The sequence below is a fragment of the Streptomyces sp. NBC_00209 genome, assembly GCF_045206345.1.
In the GTDB taxonomy this organism is placed as follows: domain Bacteria; phylum Actinomycetota; class Actinomycetes; order Streptomycetales; family Streptomycetaceae; genus Streptomyces.
The window spans coordinates 6,398,339-6,416,175 of sequence record NZ_CP108121.1; the positions used below are offsets into that span (position 1 = coordinate 6,398,339).

A 17,837-nucleotide genomic window follows, 5' to 3' on the forward strand; every position below is an offset into this window, starting at 1 on the left:
GAGCCCCCGGGGCGGGTGATCGAAAAAGGGGTGCCCGGACCCGCGCCGTTCACACCCGGAGCGCCCCGCCGCTCAGCCAGGCGGCCTGCGCCCCGCATCGGCGAGCAGCCGCTCGATGCGGTCGAAGCGCTCGTGCAGCAGCCGCTCCGTCTCGTCCCGCACCTGGCGCGCGGCGTGCCCGGCCTCGGCGGCGAGCCGGTGACGGCGCCGCTGCTCGTGCCCGACGAACCAGGTCGCGAGCGCGGCCGTGACCATCCCGTACGTCGTGATGCCGACGCCCATCACGACGGCGGCCACGACCCGCCCCCACGGCGTCACCGGGAAGAGATCCCCGTAACCGACGGTCGTCGCGGTCTCCACCGACCACCACAGCGCCCGCGGATAGGACGTGATCGTGGCGTCCGGCGCGTGCCGCTCGGCCAGGAGCACCAGCCAGGAGCCGGCCAGCATCGTCACGGCGAGCAGCACCGTCGCCCAGCCCGCCGCCTTCAGATGCAGCGAGCGGTTCTCCCGGCCGAGCAGCAGCTCGACCGCCTTGGTCAGGAATACAGGCACCATTTCCGGATCATCGGACGACCGCACCGCTCCCGGCGCCCGGGCACGCGCCCGTCGCCCGCGCGTCACCCGATCGCGCCCGGCCCGGCCCGCCGGGGAACGCGGACCGGTCCCGCACACCGATCGCCCTGCGACGATCCGTGTTAAACCTGGATATGTGGGTGGCACAGGTCGATTCCGGGCGATATTTCACCGCTCCGCCCGGCGTCCGCAGCGACACGAGGGCGGCCGCCCGGGCGGCGACGCACCCGCGCCCTCGAAGCCGCCCCGCGGGCGGACCTCCCGAGGACGCGGACCGATCTCGATGTTCAGCGTCCGCACCGTCGCCGGACAGTTCTTCGTCCTCATGCTCGGTATCGTCATCCTGCTCGACGCCGCCGCCGTCGTCGCCCTCGTCGTACAGGGCCGCCGCGACAGCATGAACGCGGCACGCACCCAGTCCTTGAGCGTCGCGCAGACCTTCGCCCACGCCCCGGGCGTGGCGGCGGCCCTCGACAGCAAGGACCCCACGTCCGTCCTCCAGCCGCGCGCCGAGGAGATCCGGCAGAGCACCGGCGTCGAGAACGTGGTCGTGGCCGGCACCGACGGCATCCGCTACACCCACCGCGACCTCGCCCTCATCGGCAAGAGGATCAGCGGCCCCTACAAGGAAGCGGTCGAAGGGGAAGCGGTCACCCGCACGGTAACGGGAAGCCGGGGCAGAGCGGTTACCTCGCTGGTGCCCGTCGAGCGCCGGGACGGCTCCGTGGCCGGGCTGGTGGCGGTCGGCATCAAGGTCGAGGCCGTCAACCGGCTCGCGTACCCGAGCGTCCCGCTGACCATCGGCGCCGGGGTCACCGCCCTCGCCCTCACCGCGGCCGGCGCCGCCCTGGTCGGCCGCCGGCTCAGCCGCCAGACGCGCGGGCTCGGCCCGGCCGAGATGACCCGGATGTACGAACACCACGACGCCGTCCTGCACGCCGTGCGCGAGGGCGTCCTCATCATCGGCGCCGACCACCGGCTGCTGCTCGCCAACGACGAGGCCCGGCGGCTGCTCGACCTCCCGGCGGACGCCGAGGGCCGCGCGGTGACCGACCTCGGGCTCGCGTCCGGCACCGCGGAGCTGCTGGCCTCCGGGCAGGTCGCCACGGACGAGCTGCGGCCCGCCGGGGACCGGCTGCTCGCCGTCAACCTCCGCCCCACCGAGGAGCGCGGCGGCCAGCCCGGCATGGTCGCCACCCTCCGCGACACCACCGAACTGCGGGCCCTCACCGGCCGCGCGGAGACCGTACGTGAACGGCTGACGCTCCTCTACCGGGCGGGCGCCCTGATCGGGACCACCCTCGACGTCACCACCACCGCCCAGGAACTCGCCGACGTCGCCGTCCCCGGATTCGCCGACTGCGTCACGGTCGACCTGGCCGACGCCGTCCTGCGCGGCGGGGAGCCGCGACCGCCCACCGGCGACACCCTGGACCTCCGCCGCACCGCCGTCCGCACCACCGCCGAGGACCAGCCGCTCTTCACGGCCGGCCGCGTCATCGGCTACCGGCCGACCACCGCCGAGGGCCTGGGTACCGGCGTCGGGCACACCTGGATCATCTCCGACCTGGCAGCCTCCCGGCAGTGGCGGGAGACCGAGCCGGAACAGGCCGGCCGCGTCCTGGAGCACGGCTACCACTCCCTGCTCTCGGTCCCGCTGCGGGCCCGCGGAGTCATCCTGGGCATCGCCAACTTCTGGCGCGCGCAGAACGAGCACCCCTTCGACCTGGACGACCTCTCCTTCGCCGAGGAACTGGTGGCCCGCGCCGCGGTCAGCGTCGACAACGCCCGCCGCTACACCCGCGAGCACGAGATGGCCGTCACCCTTCAGCGCAGCCTCCTCCCGCGCGGCCTGCCCGAGCAGAACGCCCTGGACGTCGCCTACCGCTACCTGCCGGCGCAGGCGGGCGTGGGCGGCGACTGGTTCGACGTCATTCCGCTCTCCGGCGCCCGGGTCGCCCTCGTCGTCGGCGACGTCGTCGGGCACGGACTGCACGCGGCGGCCACCATGGGCCGGCTGCGCACCACGGTCCTCAACTTCTCCACGCTCGACCTGGCGCCCGACGAACTCCTCAGCCACCTGGACGAACTGGTGGTCAGGATGGACCAGGACGAGGAGTCGGGCGGCGGCGCGATCACCGGTGCCACCTGCCTGTACGCGATCTACGACGCCGTGTCCGGCCGCTGCACGATCGCCAGGGCCGGCCACCCCGGGCCCGCCCTCGTGCTGCCCGACGGCACGGTCAGCTTCCCGGAGATCCCGGCCGGACTGCCCCTCGGGATCGGCGGCATGCCCTTCGAGATGACCGAGCTGGACGTCCCCGAGGGCAGCCGCCTCGTCCTGTACACGGACGGTCTGGTCGAGCGCCGCGACCGGGACATCGACGACGGCATGGAACTGCTGCGCCGCTCGCTCGCCGACCGCGACCGCACCCCCGAGGAGACCTGCGACGACGTGCTGGAGGCCATGCTGCCCAGCCGCGCCAGCGACGACGTGGCCCTGCTGGTCGCCCGGACCCGCACCCTGGACCCGTCCCGGCGCGTCCAGTGGGACGTGCCCCCGGACCCCGCCGCGGTCGCCGGAATCCGTAAACAGGCCATGCGCTGGCTCTCCGACCGGGGCCTGGACGAGGAGGGCTTCGTCACCGAGCTCATCCTGAGCGAACTCGTCACCAACGCCATCCGCTACGGCTCCGAGCCCATCACGGTCCGGCTGCTCTACGACCGGGCCCTGACCTGCGAGGTGTCGGACTGCAGCAGCACCTCCCCGCACCTGCGCTACGCCACCACGACGGACGAGGGCGGCCGGGGCCTCTTCCTCGTCGCCCAGTTCGCGGAGCGCTGGGGGGCCAGGTACACCGACCGGGGCAAGGTCATCTGGTCCGAGCAGACGCTCGGCGGCCCGCCGCCGTCCGGTCTGCTGTAGACGAAGGACCGGACGACGGACGCGGGGCCCGGCAGACTGCCGGGCCCCGCGCCGGTTCACCTCAGGTGCCGGATGTCCTGCGTGTCCCCGTCAGGGGTAGGACACCACCTGCGACGGCACGGTCGAGGTCCCGGAGGTCGGCGAACCCGTGTCGTTGATGACGTGGTTGTACTGGCCCTGGCCGCCGAGCGAGACGACGATCAGGTCGTGGAACTTCACGCCGGCCTTCACCGGGGCCTCGAAGCCGTGGTCCTGGCGGATGCTCGGGTCGACGTTGAAGTAGCAGTAGCTTCCCAGTCCCCAGCCCTCGTGGGTGTTGACCGAGTCGTCCACCTTGTAGGCGGCGTAGCCCTTGATGGTGCCGTTCTGCACAGCCGCCTGGTTGGGGGCGTCGTACGCCTTCTCGTTCTGGAAGAAGATCGTCTTGCCGTTCTCGCCGGACCAGCGGACGTCGTACTTGTTGAAGTGCTCCACGAAGAGTCCGGTGGCCAGGACGTTGTCGCCGTTGACCTGGAGGCCGTAGTCGGAGCGGTTGGTCTCCCAGCCGATGCCCTCGCCGTGGTCGGCGCGCCACAGCCAGGTGTGGTCGATGATCGTGTCGTTGCTGTTGATCACCATGCCCGTGGTCGCCTTGCCGGCGCCCGCGCCGCCGACCCGGACGAACACGTCCTGGACGCTGGTCGGGTTGGCGGAGTGGTTCGCGGAGGCGCCGTCGGGGCCGACCTGCACGAGGACCTGGGAGTTCTGCGGACCGGCGTCGACCAGGAGGCCGGCCAGCTTCACGCCGTCCACGTCACCGACCTTGAGGGCGGTGACCCCGTTGTCCGGGATGATCGTCGCCAGACCGAGGCCCAGCACGACCGTGTTGGCGCGGTCGATGTTGATCGTCTGGTTCACGTGGTAGATGCCGGGCGTGAACAGCAGGTGCAGGCCCTGCTGGACGGCCGCGTTGATGGTGGCGGCGGTGGCCCCCGGCTTGACGACGTAGAACTGGCTCAGCGGGATGGACTCGCCCTGCGGGGTCCCGTTCCAGGAGACGCCGCGCGCGTTGGTGCGCTTGGCCGGGACGAAGACCTTGTAGTCGTTGCCGTCCAGGTAGAGGAACGGCTTCTCGCGGGAGACCGGGGTGTTCTGGAGGGTGGTGTAGGGCGGCTCGGGGAAGCTCTGGGCGGGCGCGCCCTCGACGCCGGAGAACGTCATGTTCCAGACGCCGTTGCCCCAGCTGCCGATGGAACTGTCGCGGGTGTACCACTGCTGCTGCGAGTACGGGCCGACCTGGCCGTCGATCTTGCTGTCGGCGATGTACCCGCCGCTCGCCCAGCCGTAGCCGTTCGGGGCGAGGTTGAGGCCGCCCTTGACGTGCATCCGGCGGAACGGCGCGGCCTGGGAGACGGCCCAGCGGTCGGTGCCGTTGACCGGGTTCAGTGCCAGGTTCTCCGCCGAACGCCAGAAGTTCTGCGTGGCGTTGCCGTTGAACCAGCCCGCGTCCACGGTGACGTCACCGTTGAACGTGGTGTCGTCGGGCTTGAGGCCGAGACCGGCGATCGACGTGTAGAAGCCGATCTGCGCGTTGATGTTGTTGTACGTGCCCGGCTTGAACATCAGCGCGTAGCGGCCGTTGCCGAACTGCGCCGACTCCTGCTGGTGGAAGATCTCGTCCACCTTGGCCTGGATGTTGGGCGTCGACGGGTCGAAGACCAGGACGTTCGGGCCGAGGTCACCGCCGCCCGGGATCTGCGGCCCGCCGTCGCCGCCGGTGGTGCCGAACACCTGGAACTCCCACAGCGAGTAGCCGTACCCGGTGGCGCGGGCGGTGCCGGTGAGTCGCACGTAGCGGGCGGTGCCCGAGACGTTCAGCGTCTCGTTGCCGCCGGGGCCCGTGGTGGTCGAGTAGGCGGTGCTCCACGTGTTGTTGTCCGTGGAGAACTCGATCTTGTAGCTCTTGGCGTAGGCGGCCTCCCACTTCAGCGCGATCTGGCTGACCGAGGCGGAGGTGCCCAGGTCGACCTTGATCCACTGCGGGTCGGAGAACGCGCTCGACCAGCGGGTGCCGTTGTCGCCGTCGACGGCGGCGGTGGCGGGGGTGCCGCCGCTCTCCTGGCTGGAGGTGGTTACCGTCTTGCCCTGCGAGAGCAGGGAAGGGGCCGCGCTGACCGAGGCGGAGGGCACGAAGGCGAGGAGCGAGACGACGAGACCGGCGACGGCGGCCAGTACGCCGGTGCGTCTTCTTCCGGTCGAACGTGCGGGTCTGCGGAGCGAGGGGGGTCCATACATGGGGGCTTGTCTCCTGAGTCGCGGAACGGGTGCACGACACGAAGCCGGAGAGCGCTCTCTCCGGCGATGGGGATACTTCACCCCCGGCTCACGACACGTCAATAGGTGTGCACCGACGGCTTGTTCGGGTGGCCTTGAGGACAACAGTTGACGACGGAAAGCTCACGAGTGTCCGCGTTGCGGCCATCTTGACAGCGCCCGATGCAGGGGAACTGACGCAGCGTCGGTTCAGTTGATGGCGAGGTGCGTACGAGGAGTGAATGAGACGGCGCCGATCGTTGCCACCGCAACCACCGGGCGCGTACCGAGGGCGCCCCGGCCCCCGCACCGCGAACGCCCGCGCCTGTTACCGGACATGTTGTTCCCGCCCCGGGGACAGCGGGCCCGGCCCCTCGCTATCCTCCGGGACATGAGCCGTGAGCGAGGCGCGAGAAGCACCGCTGACCAGGCACGACGAGGCCCCGAGTGACCGAGGCGACGGGCCCCGCGCCCGCGGACGCCCGGAGTGTCCAGGCATGGCGGGCATTCGGCGCCCGGCTGCGTCTGCGGCGCAGGCGGGCCGGTCTCACCCAGGCCCAGGTGGGCGCCCGGGTCGGCTACGACCACACCGCCATCAGCAAACTCGAACACGGCAGCCGCCGCACCCCGCTCCCACTGGCCCGCCGCCTGGACCAGCTGCTGGGGGCCGACGGGGACCTCGTCGTCGCCTGCGAGGAGGCCGAGGAGAGGGAGCGTGCGGAGGCGGTGCCCGCAGCGCCCGGACCGCTGCCCGACCCGGTCCGGCAGGGTCCCCTGCCCGGCGAGCCCGCCGGCGGCGCACTCCCGGCGATGCTCCCGCCGGGGACCGTCCTGCCCGGGCGGCTGCCGGCGTACGGCCTGGTCTGCCCGCTGCACGGGCCCGACGGCTGCACGGTCCCCGCCCTCGCCGACGTCGTCGCCCTGCACGCGCGGTTCTGCGCCCTGGCGCCCGAGACCGCGGGCCGCCCCGCCCTGGACACCGACACGGTGCACGCCCTGACCGCGCTGCTCGCCGTCTGCCTGCGCGCCGACGAGGAGCGCGCCTGGCCCGGAGCGACCGCCGTGGTCGAGCGCACCCTGCACGCGATGCTCCGCTGGATGGCGCTCCCGGCCGCCCCGTACCAACGCCAACTCGCCCCGCTGGCAGCCGAGTACGCGCAGTCGGCCGGCTGCCTCAGGCTCCTCTGGGGGCGCAACGGCACCGCGATGGCCTGGCTCGACCGGTCCCTGGTGTGGGCGGCCATGTCCGGTCATGTCGGCGTGCGGGTCGCGGCGCTCAGCGACATGAGCACCCTGGCCCGGCTTGAGGGCGACGGCCCCTCCGCCCTCGCGTACGGCGCAGCCATCCGCCCGGCCGCGGCGGGCCGGCACTGGGCGGGGGCGATGAGCGACCTGTACCAGGCGCGCGGCCACGCGGTGCGCGGCGACGCCGGCCGCACCCTGCACCACATCGCCCGGGCCTGGGCGCAGATGGACCTGGCCGACGAGCGGGACGAGGCGGAGGCGCCCTGGCTCTCCGTCGCCTCCGTGCGCCTGCGGGTGGAGTCCGGCGCGGCGGGCGCGCTGCGCGACCTCGCCGTCGCGACGGGGGAGCGCCGTTACGCGTTGCGCGCCCTGGACGCGGCCGGCAGCGCGATCCGGCTGCTGCCACCGGGCCTGCACTCGGCCCGCAAGCTGTTCCTGGCCCGCACGGCGGACGCGTACGTCTGCGCGGGCGAACCGGCCGCCGCGTCGACGGTGGCCGGCTCGGTCCTGGACAGCACCGAGGTACACCCCGCGACCCTGCTCGGCCAGGAGTTGCGCGGCCTCCACGGACGACTGGCCGGCTGCGCCGACGGGAGTACGGAGACCGAGGAGTTCGTCCGGAGGCTGGCCGCCGTCGTCCACTGAGGGCGGACAACGCCAGGGGGCGGGGCGTGTGAACCACGCCCCGCCCCCGTACACGCGCCTGGTGGGATCAGCTCACATCGAGGGCCACATCGTCCACGACGAAGCTGGTCTGCAGATAGGCGTCCTCCTTACTGGTGAAGCCCAGCGTCACGGTCTGCCCGGCCGCCGACGCCACGTCGAAGGTCTTCAGCACATAGCTGTTGGTGGCGTCGAGGTTCGAGTACGTCGCCAGGGTCCGCGACCCCAGCTTCACGGTGAACGTGTCGTACGCGTTCCCGTCGGGCGTCTCGGCGGTGTCGGTCCGCAGATAGAACGACAGCCGGTACGTCGAGCAGCCGGCCGGAACGGTCAGCGACTGGGTGGCGGTGTCGCTGTGGGTGCTGCCCCAGCCGCCGAACCACGCCTGGTACGAGCCGCTGTGCGCGGGCTTCTCGGAGGTCCGGTTGTTGATGACGCCGCTCGTCTGCGTCCAGGGCGAAGTCCCGTTCTCGAAACCGCCGTTGCTCACGGCCTGCCGGGGCGGGCAGTTGCCGCCGCCACCGACCACCAGCGAGTACGTGGTGGTGTGGGTGGCCGTGCCGGTGCCGGTCACGGTGAGCGTGTACGTACCCGCCGCGGCCTGGGCACTCGCGGAGACCGTCATCGTGGCCGACGACCCGGACTGCACGGAGGTGGGCGAGAAGGAGACGGTGACGCCGGCCGGCGCACCGGACGCCGTCAGCCGCACGCTCTGCGCGGAGCCGCTGGTGGTGGCCGTGGACACGGTCGCGGTGACCGAGGAGCCCGGTTGGACGCTGCCCGAGACCGGGTTCGCCGAGACGGAGAAGTCGTCGGCGGGCGCGGTGGAGCCGACCGCCGTCTTCCACAGCGTGTACGCGACCCCGTCGGCGCTGCGGTCGAGTGCGGTGGCGTTGATGTTGGCGGTGGTGTCGCACGACTGGTGGTAGCAGGGGTCGTACGAACGGCCCGCCGTGCCGCCCCACTTGGCCGCCTGCGCCGAGGTCTTGGTATCACTGGCACCGGTGGCGTAGCCGGAGGTGGCGATCCCGCCCTGCTGGAAGGAGTAGTCGTCGGAGCGCCCCTGGCCCTCGACGTTCTCCTCCGGGGCGAGCCCGAGGGAGGCCCAGTACTCCTTCATCGGGGCCGAGGCCGCCGAGTTGAGGTTGTTGATGAAGTAGCCGCCGTTGACCGAGGCGACCATGTCGAAGTTGTAGTACGCGGTGATGGCGCTCCGCTGCGCCGAACTCAACTGGCTGACGTAGTACTGGGAGCCCTGGAGCCCCTGCTCCTCGCCGTTCCACCAGGCGAACCGGACGTGCTTGGTCATGGTGGGGTTCTGCTGGGCGAGGGCGAGCGCGTTCTCCAGCAGGGTCGCCGAGCCGGAGCCGTTGTCGTTGATGCCGGGCCCGGCGGAGACGCTGTCCAGGTGGGCGCCGAACATCACGGTGCGGTCGGCGGGGTCGCCCGGCCAGTCCGCGACGAGGTTCTTGCCGGTGTAGGTGCAGGTGGCGCAGGTCTGCTCGGTGACGGTGTAGCCGGCCGCCTGGAGCTTGCCCTTCACATAGGCGAGCGAGGCGTTGTACCCGCTGCCGCCGGCCCGCCGGTTGCCGCCGTTCTGCGAGGCGAGGGTGTTGAACTGCGTCAGGTGGGCCTGCACGTCGGCGACGCTGATGTCGGGCGCGGTGCCGCCGGGGTTGCCGCCGCCGTCGTTGACGGTCAGCGTGTACTGGGCGGTGTGCTCCTGGGTGCCCGCGCCCTTCACGGTGAAGGTGTACGCGCCGGGGGTGGCGGCCGACGTGGTCGACACGGTCATCGTGGACGTGGCGCCGGACTGCACCGAGGACGGGCTGAACGAGACGCTCACCCCGCCGGGCAGGCCACTCGCGGACAGGTTCACGGTCTGGGCACCGCCGGACGAGATCGTCGTACGGACGGTGGCCGTCACCGGGCTGCCGGGCTTCACCGAGCCGGAGGCCGGGTCGAGGGACAGCGAGAAGTCGTTGTTGCCGCTCGGCGAGCAGGCCGGGTCACCGCTCTGGGCGGGCACGCTGACCGCGTCCCACGCCGCCTTGGCGCGGTTGTACAGGGTGCAGGTGGTGTCGAGGTTCTTGGCCGCGGTGAGGGTGGCCGTGCGGTAGCGCTTGTACGTCATGCCGCTGGTCTTCAGGAGCATGCCGCCGTAGAACACCTTGCCGGCGCTCTGGATGCCCACACCGGTGACCGAGGAGTTGTTGCAGGTGGGGCTGGAGGGCTTGCCGCCACCGGGGTTCGAGCCCTCGGCGAGCAGATAGAACCAGTGGTTGAGGGGCCCGGCCGCCGCGTGCTCCTCGGTGCTGGGTATGGAGGAGCTGTAGCAGTTCGGGTCACCGATCTGACCGGGGTTGTACATGATCCGGATCGGCCCGTCGCCGACGAGGTTGATCTTCTCGCCGACGGTGTAGTCCGGATCGTCGTACGGGGCCGGCTCATTGGTGTACGCCTCGGTCAGCGCGCCCATGATGTCGCCGGTGGCCTCGCCGAGCCCGGACTCGTTGTTGGCGCCGCCCGGGGTGTACTGGTCGATGCCGTGGCCGAACTCGTGGCCCACCACGTCCATGGCGCCGATCCACTGGTTGGCCTGGTTGTGGCCGATCGAGACCGTGGAGCCGTCCCAGTAGGCGTTGACGTCGTTGAGGCCGACCTTCACCGGCCAGCTGCGGCCGTTGCCGTCGTGGCCGTTGCGCCCGAGCCAGTCGCGGAGCATGTCCCACTCGTGCTGGGCCGCCCACATCACGTCGACGCAGCCGGTCTCCTTGCTGGACGCGCTGCCGGTGCCCCAGGAGTCGGTGGACTTGGTGAACACGCTCCCGGTGCTGTGGTCGGCGCAGCTCAGCCCGGGGCGGTTCGGGTCGCGCAGCGAGTAACTGCTCCCGGAAGAGGTGGTGTTGATGGTGAGCGGACTGGGCCCGTTCCACTGGCTGTTGCCGGTGCCGGCCCGGACGTCGTCGTAGCTGTCGATGACCGCTCCGGTGCCCGCGTCCACGAAGACGTGCAGCCGGCTGGGCGCCTTCGCGGTCCGGCCCGTGAGCACGGTCTCCCAGGCCAGCCGGGAGCGCTTGTCGGTGGCCCGTACGACGAGCCGGTGGCTCTCGACCCCGTCCACCGCGCGCAGTTGCCTGCGCGAGGTGGTCTCGGCCGCCTTCGCGGAAACGGTCGCGGTGGTGGGCACGTTGATGCGCCGTGAGACCGCCGACTGCGAACCGCGCACCCGGCCCTTGGAGTCGGCCACCACGACGGCGTCCCCGCCGACCACGGGCAGGCCGCGGTAGGTGCGCTCGTACGCGACGGAGTAGAGGCCGTTGATCCACGGGGTGACCATCCGGCGCTCGTAGCGCTCCTCCGGCCCCTTGGCCAGAGTGTCGAGTCCGCTGGCCGCGGCCTTGTCGGCAGCCGCGACGGCGGTGGTGAGTGCCTTGGGGGCGGGCGGCGGGGTGGGGTCCGCCGAGGCGGACGGGCCGCTGACGGCGACCAGCATTCCGGCGAGGACGGCCAGGGTCGTCCCGGCCGTCATCGGTCTGCGTTTCATCGAGGCTCCTCATGGTGTCCGTGATCGAGCGACCGAACACTCACATGTGGTCATGACCCCGTCAATGAACTGCGAGCCCCTGCAAGGGAGTTGGCAAGTCTCGTCAAGTCGGGCGGACGCGCCGCGGGAAACGCATGCGAAAAAGGAGGATGGACAGGCGGGGAGGCGGACGGTATCCTGCACTCTCACCAGAACGGTGATCTACACGCAACTGTCGAGGCGAGAGTATCACTGAATCGGCAAGTCGCGCAAGCACTTCCGGCCCCCTTCACACGGACCCCTCCTCATACGGGCCCTCTTCTCACCCGAACCCACAAGGAAGGCACCAGCCTTGACCTCGCACTCCCTCACCGCAGCGGCCGCCGGCACCTGGCGGCTCGGTGATCTGACCGTCAACCGGATCGGCTTCGGCGCCATGCGGCTGACGCAGAACGGCGCGGCGCTCAGTGACGAGCGCACCCCGCACGACCGGGACCGGGCCGTCGCGGTGCTGCGCCGCGCCGTCGAGCTCGGCGTGAACCACATCGACACGGCGGCCTTCTACTTCTCACCCCTGCGCTCGGCCAACGAGCTGATCAACCGGGCGCTCGGCCCCTACCCGGACGACCTGGTCATCACCACCAAGGTGGGCCCGGGCCGGGGCCCCGCCGGCGACTGGATCGACTGGGCCCGCCCCGAGCAGCTGCGCGGCCAGGTGCAGGAGAACATCCGTCAGCTCGGCCGCGACCACCTAGACGTCGTCAACCTCCGGATGAACGGCAACCGCCCCGTCTCCGACCTCTTCGGCGCCCTGGCCGAACTGCGCGAGGAAGGGCTCATCCGCCACCTCGGCCTCTCCAACGTCTGGCCGGAGCAGATAACCGAGGCGCGGGCCATCGCCCCCGTCGTCTGTGTACAGAACCCCTACGGCATCGGCGAACGGCGCGCCGACTCCCAGGAGGTCCTGCGCAGGTGCGGTGAACTGGGCATCGCCTTCGTCCCCTTCTACGCCATCGCGGGCGCCGGGGCCGAGTCCGGGGCCGGCGAGGAGCACGAGGCACTGCTCGACGTGGCCCGCGCCCACGACGCCTCGCCCGCCCAGGTCCGACTGGCGTGGACCCTCCAGCAGGGTCCGCACGTCCTCGCCATCCCGGGCACCGGCAACCCCGATCACCTGGAGGCCAACGTGGCGGCGGCCGCCCTGCGGCTCACCGACGAGGAGATGGCGCGGCTCACCGCGCTCGGGCAGGCCACCGGGGCGGACGTAGCATGATCCCCATGGAACAGCGCGAACTGGGCAGGACGGGACGTAACGTCTCGGTCGTCGGACAGGGCACCTGGCAACTCGGCGGGGACTGGGGCGAGGTCCGCGAGGAGGACGCTCTCGGGGTGCTCGACGCGGCCGTCGAATCGGGGGTCACCTTCTTCGACACGGCGGACGTCTACGGGGACGGCCGCAGCGAGCAGCTCATCGGCCGCTATCTGAAGGAGCGGCCCGACGCCGGGGTCTTCGTCGCGACGAAGATGGGCCGCCGCGTCGACCAGGTGCCGGAGAACTACACCCTGGACAACTTCCGTGCCTGGAACGACCGTTCCCGCGCCAACCTGGGCGTCGACACCCTCGACCTCGTGCAGCTGCACTGTCCGCCCACCGCCGTCCACTCCTCCGACGAGGTGTACGACGGGCTGGACACGCTCGTCGCCGAGCAGCGGATCGCGGCCTACGCGGTCAGCGTCGAGACGTGCGCCGAGGCGCTGACGGCCATCGCCCGCCCGGGGGTGGCGAGCGTCCAGATCATCCTCAACCCGTTCCGCCTCAAGCCGCTGGACGAAGTCCTGCCGGCGGCGCGGGCGGCCGGGGTCGGCATCATCGCCCGGGTGCCGCTGGCCTCGGGTCTGCTCTCGGGCAAGTACACCGCGGACACCGTCTTCGCGCCCGGCGACCACCGCACGTTCAACCGGCACGGCGAGCAGTTCGACCAGGGCGAGACCTTCTCGGGCGTCGACTACGCAACCGGTGTGGCGGCCGCCGCCGAGTTCGCCGCGCTCGCCCCCGAAGGCGCCACCTCGGCGCAGACGGCGCTGCGCTGGATCATCCAGCAGCCGGGCGTCTCCAGCGTCATCCCCGGCGCGCGCTCGACGGAGCAGGCCCGGGCCAACGCGGCCGCCGCCGCGCTCGCCCCGCTCCCGCAGGGCACGCTGGACGCGGTGCGCGACCTCTACGACCGCCGGTTCCGCGCGACGGTCCACGGCCGCTGGTAGTCACCGCCCGGAGAACAGGCTCATCCCCAGGAACACGGCCGCCAGAAAGGCGATCGCACCCGCGATGGCACTGGCCACCCGGGGCCGGCGGCGGATCGCCTCACCGGCGGTCCGCCGCCGGGCCTTCCCGGTCCTGGCCGCCGCACGCCGCCCGTGCCCCGGTCCGGGCCCGGGCGCCGGCGCGTGTCCCGCCGGTGCCTGCGGGAGCCGGTACGTGGTCGGCGCACCCGGGTCCGCTCCGGGCGGCGCGGCGGGAGCGGCGGGGAAGGGCGCGAGGGCGGGCGCCGGGTGGTGCGGCGGCAGTGCTTCCGGGCGGCCCCGCCAGGCGTCGCCCTGGAACCAGTCGGCGACCTGCTGGGCGGTGGGCCGGTCCTCCGGCTGCTTGGCGAGCAGGCCGAGCAGGTACGTATCGAAGGCGGCGGAGACGTCCACACCGCGCTGACGCAGCGGCACCGGAGGCGTGTCCACGTGCTGGTACAGGGTGGCCGTCGCGGTGTCCGAACGGAACGGCGGGTCACCGAGCAGCAGTTGGTAGACGACACAGCCGAGCGAGTACATGTCGGACGCGGCGTCGGCGGTGCGGCCGAGCGCCCGTTCCGGGGCGAGGTAGAGGCTCGTCCCGACGATGTGACCCGTCGTCGTCAGCGCGGCGGACGGGTCGTCCACGAACTGCGCGATGCCGAAGTCCCCGATCTTGACGGTGCCTTCGCCGTCCAGCATGAGGTTCCCGGGCTTGATGTCGCGGTGGACGATGCCCTGCCGGTGCGCGGCGGCCAGTCCGGCGGCGGCCTGGCCCGCGATGCGGGCGGCCTGTTCGGGACCCAGCCGTTCCTGGGCCAGCAGCAGATCCGCCAGGCTCCGGCCCTCGACCAGCTCCATCACGAGGAAGAGCCGGTTCTCCCAGGCCCCGAAGTCGAAGACGGCCACCAGATGAGGGTGGCTCAGGCGGGCCGCGGTCTGGGCCTCCAGGCGGAACCGGGCGGTGGCCGACTCGTCGGCGTGTTCCCCGAGGAGCAGTTTCACGGCGACGGCACGGCCGAGGACTTCGTCGGTGGCCCGCCAGACCTCACCCATTCCGCCCCGGCCGATGGCGGATATCAGCCGGTACCGACCAGCAACCAGCACCTGTGCACACCAATCTCGATGGCTCGGGCCCAGGGCCTGGCCGAGGACCGCTTCGACTGCCGCGGCGACGGCCTCGCCGGGGCGAGAGCGGGGTGGGGGAGCGCGGCAAGATCAGGATATCCGGCGCGCGGAGCCCGGATGACCGGCCCTCCTCAACGGGCGGCGCCGCCCAGCGATTCGACCAGGGGAAGCAGCCGGTGCGGCACACGTTCGCGCAGCGCGACCTCGGTCCGGGTCCTGACCACGCCGGGCAGCCGGATGAGCCGCTGGATGACGTCCTCCAGGTGCCCGTTGTCCCGGGCGACCACGCGGGTCAGCAGGTCGCCGCCGCCCGTGGTCGAGAACGCCTCGATGATCTCGGGCACGGCGGCGAGCGCGTCGCCGACCTCGTCCAGATGGCCCTGCGTGACCTCCAGGTGCACGAAGGCGAGGACGGGGTGGCCGAGTGCGGCGGGCGAGAGGAAGGGGCCGCTCCCGGTGATCACACCGTCGCGCTCCAGCCGGTCGATGCGCGCCTGGAGGGTGCCCCGGGCGATGGACAGGATGCGTGCGTACTCGCGCACGCTCGTCTGCGGCTGCTCGATGAGCAGCCGCAGGATACGGGTGTCGAGCGCGTCCACCGCCATGCTTCGCCGGCCTCTTTCGGTGCGTCCTCCGGGGGCCAGCGACTGTATCAACGGCCTCCGTGCGCGGCGGTCCGCACGTCACCGTCCCGGCCGGATGTGCCCCGCGCACGGGCGGGTGGCGCGGGGCACGGACCGGACGGTCAGAACTGCACGTCGGAGCAGGCGTAGAACGCGTTGCCGGTGTCGGAGATCGTCCACACGCCGAGGATCAGGTGCTTGCCGGACTTCTGCGGCAGTACGCCGGAGTGGCTGACCGTCGAGCCGGGCAGCCGTCCGCCGAAGGGCACCGTGAGGAACGGCTGTGTCTCCAGGTCGGCCCGGGTGAGCGGCTTGGTGGGGTCGTAGCCGTCCTTGGTGATGTAGTAGCGGAAGTCGGTCGTGGCGTGCCGGGCCTCGATCCGCCAGTTGAAGGTGTAGTTCTGGCCCGCGGTGACCTTGGTGGCGGGCCAGGCGCCGCCGCGCGGGTCGTCCAGCTCGGAGAAGCGGCCGATGCCGCCCGAGCAGATGTGGCCGTCGGCCGGTCCGCGGGTGGGGAAGCCCTTGGGGCCCTCGACGCTCGGCGGCTCCCACTGGATCTGCCCGCAGCGCTTGACGGTGCCGATGCCGCAGAGCTGCTGCCGGCTGATCGGCGAGTCGGTGTAGCCGTGGCTCTGGGCGGGGGCCGAGGTGGCCAGCAGGGCCGCGGCGGCGACCGCCGACCCGGCCAGTAACGAAGTGATCTTCCTGCGCATACGTCGCTCCTGGAGATGCGGGGTGATGTCCGGAGAGTGCTGCGGTCTAGACCAAGGGTGAGCCTAGCGATGGCGATTTGACATGTCTAGACCAAGGAAAGGGGCCTCGCTCGACGCCTTCCCGGCAAGGCTGGTCCGTTGGTCGCCTATTGGTAGCCCGAATACGCATTGGAGTGGGCCAATGGTCCAGTGAATCGAGTTCAGTTTGAGCCAACCGCCCTTCAGGTGGTCTGATGGATCCGTCGATGGCGCTGCGGACCTCCGCGGCGCCTTTTTCGTGCCTGAACTCGTGCCTGGAACGGAGAGCCGGTGGACCGGAGTGGGGGAGCAGTAGTGCTGAGGAAAGCGTTCGTGTCCCGGGACCCCGGCCGGATGCGGCTGCGTTTCGCGTGCCGCGCGGTGCTCGGCATCGGACTCGCCGTCGTGGTGTGCGGGCTCGCCGGCCACTCGCTCGTGGCGGCCATCACCGGCGGCCTGGCGGCGCTGCTCGCCCTGTTCACCGTGACCGACCCCACGGTCCGGGGCCAGGCGGTCACCACCGCGCTGCTGCCCGCCGTCGGCTTCCCGGTGCTCGCGCTGGCCGCCCTGCTCCACGACCACCCGCTCGCCCGCGACACCGCGTTCCTCGCGGTCATGGGGGCGGGGGTCTACGCGAGGCGGTGGGGGCCGCGCGGGCACTCCCTCGGCGTCTTCGCCTTCATGGCCTTCTTCACCACGCAGTTCCTCCACACCCTGCCCGGCCAACTCCCCGAGCTGTACTCCGCCGTCGCGCTCTCCCTGCTCTCCGCGTCGGCCGTCCGCTTCGGCCTCTGGTGCTACGAACGCCGGCTGACCGCCCCCGCCGTGCCCGCCCCGCCCGCCGGCACCGGCCTGGCCAGGATCACCACCCGCCAGGCCGTCCAGGCGGTCACCGGCGGAGCCGTCGCGCTCATGGCCGGGCAGCTGATGTCCGACCAGCGCTGGTACTGGGCCGTCGGCGCCACCTGGTGGGTCTTCGTGAACACCGCCTCGCGCGGCGAGACCCTGGTACGCGGCTTCCGCCGGGTCCTCGGCACCCTCATCGGCATCCCGGTCGGCCTCGCCGTCGTCGTCCCGCTGCACGGGGCGCCCGTGCCGACCGCCCTCGTCGTCGCCGCCGGGGTCTTCGGGATCTTCTACACCGCCGCCGTCTCCTACACCTGGATGATGTTCTCGGTGACGGTCATGGCCGGTGCGCTCTACGGCTCGCTGGGCGTGCTCGACCCCGGGCTGCTCGCCCTGCGGCTCGGCGAGACCGCCGTCGGCGCGCTCGGCGCGATGCTCGCGGTGCTGTGCGTCCTGCCCGTCACCACGCACGCCACGACCGACGCCTGGATCCAGCGCGCCCTGCGGTGCGTGCACGCCTGCACCGAGGAGGCCGCCGCCCGACTCTCCGGCTCCGCCGCCGCCGACCCGGCGCCGCGCATCGCCGAGCTGGAGTCGCTCCTCGGACGCGTCCGCCTCTCGCTCGCCCCGCTGGTCCACCCGCTGAGCCCGCTCCGCGCCCGCCGGGCCCGGGCCGGACACGTGCTGGCCCTGCTGGACGAGTGCGCCCGCGAGGTGCGGGGGCTCGCCTCGGTGGCCGCCGACCCGGAGGCGTCCCACGACGCGCGGCTCGCCGCGGCCTGCTGGCGCGTCGAGAACGCGGTCGAGGCCCTGACCGGCCGTACAGCCGTCGCGTCCGCCGTCCCGGCGCACCCGGCCGTCGCCGAACCGGCCCTGGCCCACCTGCACAGCCTGGAACGCGCGCTCGCCGAACTCGCCGCGCCGCTGCACAGCTCGCCGGGCGCCCCGCTGGTCACCGCCTGATCGAGCCACCCTTGGTCCAGACCGCACCGTCGCACTGC

The 17,837-nt window shown here is 72.1% G+C and carries 11 protein-coding genes; 5 read left to right on the top strand and 6 right to left on the bottom strand.

Annotated features, from left to right (window positions below; translation table 11 throughout):
* Window positions 1-72 precede the first annotated feature (72 nt).
* Window positions 73-558, bottom strand: coding sequence for a potassium channel family protein (locus tag OG867_RS29040; RefSeq protein ID WP_406289830.1), 486 nt, complete (start codon window positions 556-558; stop codon window positions 73-75).
* Window positions 559-859: 301 nt separating this feature from the next.
* Between OG867_RS29040 and OG867_RS29045 the strand changes: the two genes are divergently transcribed.
* The gene (locus tag OG867_RS29045; RefSeq protein ID WP_406289832.1) at window positions 860-3,502 is read left to right on the top strand and encodes a SpoIIE family protein phosphatase; all 2,643 of its coding nucleotides are present in this window, start codon (window positions 860-862) and stop codon (window positions 3,500-3,502) included.
* Window positions 3,503-3,592: 90 nt separating this feature from the next.
* Here the strand turns inward: OG867_RS29045 and OG867_RS29050 are convergent, their stop codons facing one another.
* The gene (locus tag OG867_RS29050) at window positions 3,593-5,776 is read right to left on the bottom strand and encodes a discoidin domain-containing protein (RefSeq protein ID WP_406289834.1); all 2,184 of its coding nucleotides are present in this window, start codon (window positions 5,774-5,776) and stop codon (window positions 3,593-3,595) included.
* A gap of 465 nt (window positions 5,777-6,241) precedes the next feature.
* Here OG867_RS29050 and OG867_RS29055 point away from each other — a divergent pair, with 465 nt between their 5' ends.
* On the top strand, window positions 6,242-7,684 hold the full coding sequence (locus OG867_RS29055) for a helix-turn-helix domain-containing protein (protein ID WP_406289837.1): 1,443 nt from the start codon (window positions 6,242-6,244) through the stop codon (window positions 7,682-7,684).
* Window positions 7,685-7,751: 67 nt separating this feature from the next.
* Here OG867_RS29055 and OG867_RS29060 read toward each other — a convergent pair whose 3' ends face one another.
* Complete coding sequence (locus OG867_RS29060; RefSeq protein WP_406291213.1) at window positions 7,752-11,234, bottom strand: M28 family peptidase; 3,483 nt, start codon at window positions 11,232-11,234, stop codon at window positions 7,752-7,754.
* A gap of 346 nt (window positions 11,235-11,580) precedes the next feature.
* Here OG867_RS29060 and OG867_RS29065 point away from each other — a divergent pair, with 346 nt between their 5' ends.
* The gene (locus tag OG867_RS29065) at window positions 11,581-12,501 is read left to right on the top strand and encodes an aldo/keto reductase (RefSeq protein ID WP_406289839.1); all 921 of its coding nucleotides are present in this window, start codon (window positions 11,581-11,583) and stop codon (window positions 12,499-12,501) included.
* Window positions 12,498-13,490 carry an aldo/keto reductase gene (locus OG867_RS29070; RefSeq protein WP_328898990.1) on the top strand — a complete coding sequence of 331 codons (993 nt, stop codon included), beginning with the start codon at window positions 12,498-12,500 and terminating at the stop codon, window positions 13,488-13,490. The genes OG867_RS29065 and OG867_RS29070 overlap by 4 nt, the downstream gene beginning before the upstream one ends.
* Here the strand turns inward: OG867_RS29070 and OG867_RS29075 are convergent, their stop codons facing one another.
* The 3 genes from OG867_RS29075 to OG867_RS29085 all read right to left on the bottom strand — a co-directional run bounded on the left by OG867_RS29075 (window position 13,491) and on the right by OG867_RS29085 (window position 15,972).
* Window positions 13,491-14,564 (bottom strand): serine/threonine-protein kinase, encoded by a 1,074-nt coding sequence (locus OG867_RS29075; protein ID WP_328904241.1) that lies wholly within the window; start codon window positions 14,562-14,564, stop codon window positions 13,491-13,493.
* A 203-nt stretch (window positions 14,565-14,767) separates the two neighbouring features.
* Entirely contained in the window at window positions 14,768-15,241 is a 474-nt protein-coding gene (locus OG867_RS29080) for an Lrp/AsnC family transcriptional regulator (RefSeq protein WP_164398671.1), read from the bottom strand.
* 140 nt (window positions 15,242-15,381) lie between these two features.
* On the bottom strand, window positions 15,382-15,972 hold the full coding sequence (locus tag OG867_RS29085) for a lytic polysaccharide monooxygenase auxiliary activity family 9 protein (RefSeq protein WP_328898989.1): 591 nt from the start codon (window positions 15,970-15,972) through the stop codon (window positions 15,382-15,384).
* A gap of 333 nt (window positions 15,973-16,305) precedes the next feature.
* Here OG867_RS29085 and OG867_RS29090 point away from each other — a divergent pair, with 333 nt between their 5' ends.
* Window positions 16,306-17,799: an FUSC family protein gene (locus OG867_RS29090; RefSeq protein ID WP_406289842.1), complete on the top strand. Its 1,494-nt coding sequence runs from the start codon at window positions 16,306-16,308 to the stop codon at window positions 17,797-17,799.
* Window positions 17,800-17,837: the final 38 nt, after the last annotated feature.

Bases quoted from the DNA above. Each gene is read 5' to 3' on its own strand.
- OG867_RS29040 (WP_406289830.1), bottom strand. From the start codon at position 558: ATGGTGCCTGTATTCCTGACCAAGGCGGTCGAGCTGCTGCTCGGCCGG.
- OG867_RS29045 (WP_406289832.1), top strand. From the start codon at position 860: ATGTTCAGCGTCCGCACCGTCGCCGGACAGTTCTTCGTCCTCATGCTC.
- OG867_RS29050 (WP_406289834.1), bottom strand. From the start codon at position 5,776: ATGTATGGACCCCCCTCGCTCCGCAGACCCGCACGTTCGACCGGAAGA.
- OG867_RS29060 (WP_406291213.1), bottom strand. From the start codon at position 11,234: ATGACGGCCGGGACGACCCTGGCCGTCCTCGCCGGAATGCTGGTCGCC.
- OG867_RS29070 (WP_328898990.1), top strand. From the start codon at position 12,498: ATGATCCCCATGGAACAGCGCGAACTGGGCAGGACGGGACGTAACGTC.
- OG867_RS29075 (WP_328904241.1), bottom strand. From the start codon at position 14,564: ATGGGTGAGGTCTGGCGGGCCACCGACGAAGTCCTCGGCCGTGCCGTC.
- OG867_RS29080 (WP_164398671.1), bottom strand. From the start codon at position 15,241: ATGGCGGTGGACGCGCTCGACACCCGTATCCTGCGGCTGCTCATCGAG.
- OG867_RS29085 (WP_328898989.1), bottom strand. From the start codon at position 15,972: ATGCGCAGGAAGATCACTTCGTTACTGGCCGGGTCGGCGGTCGCCGCC.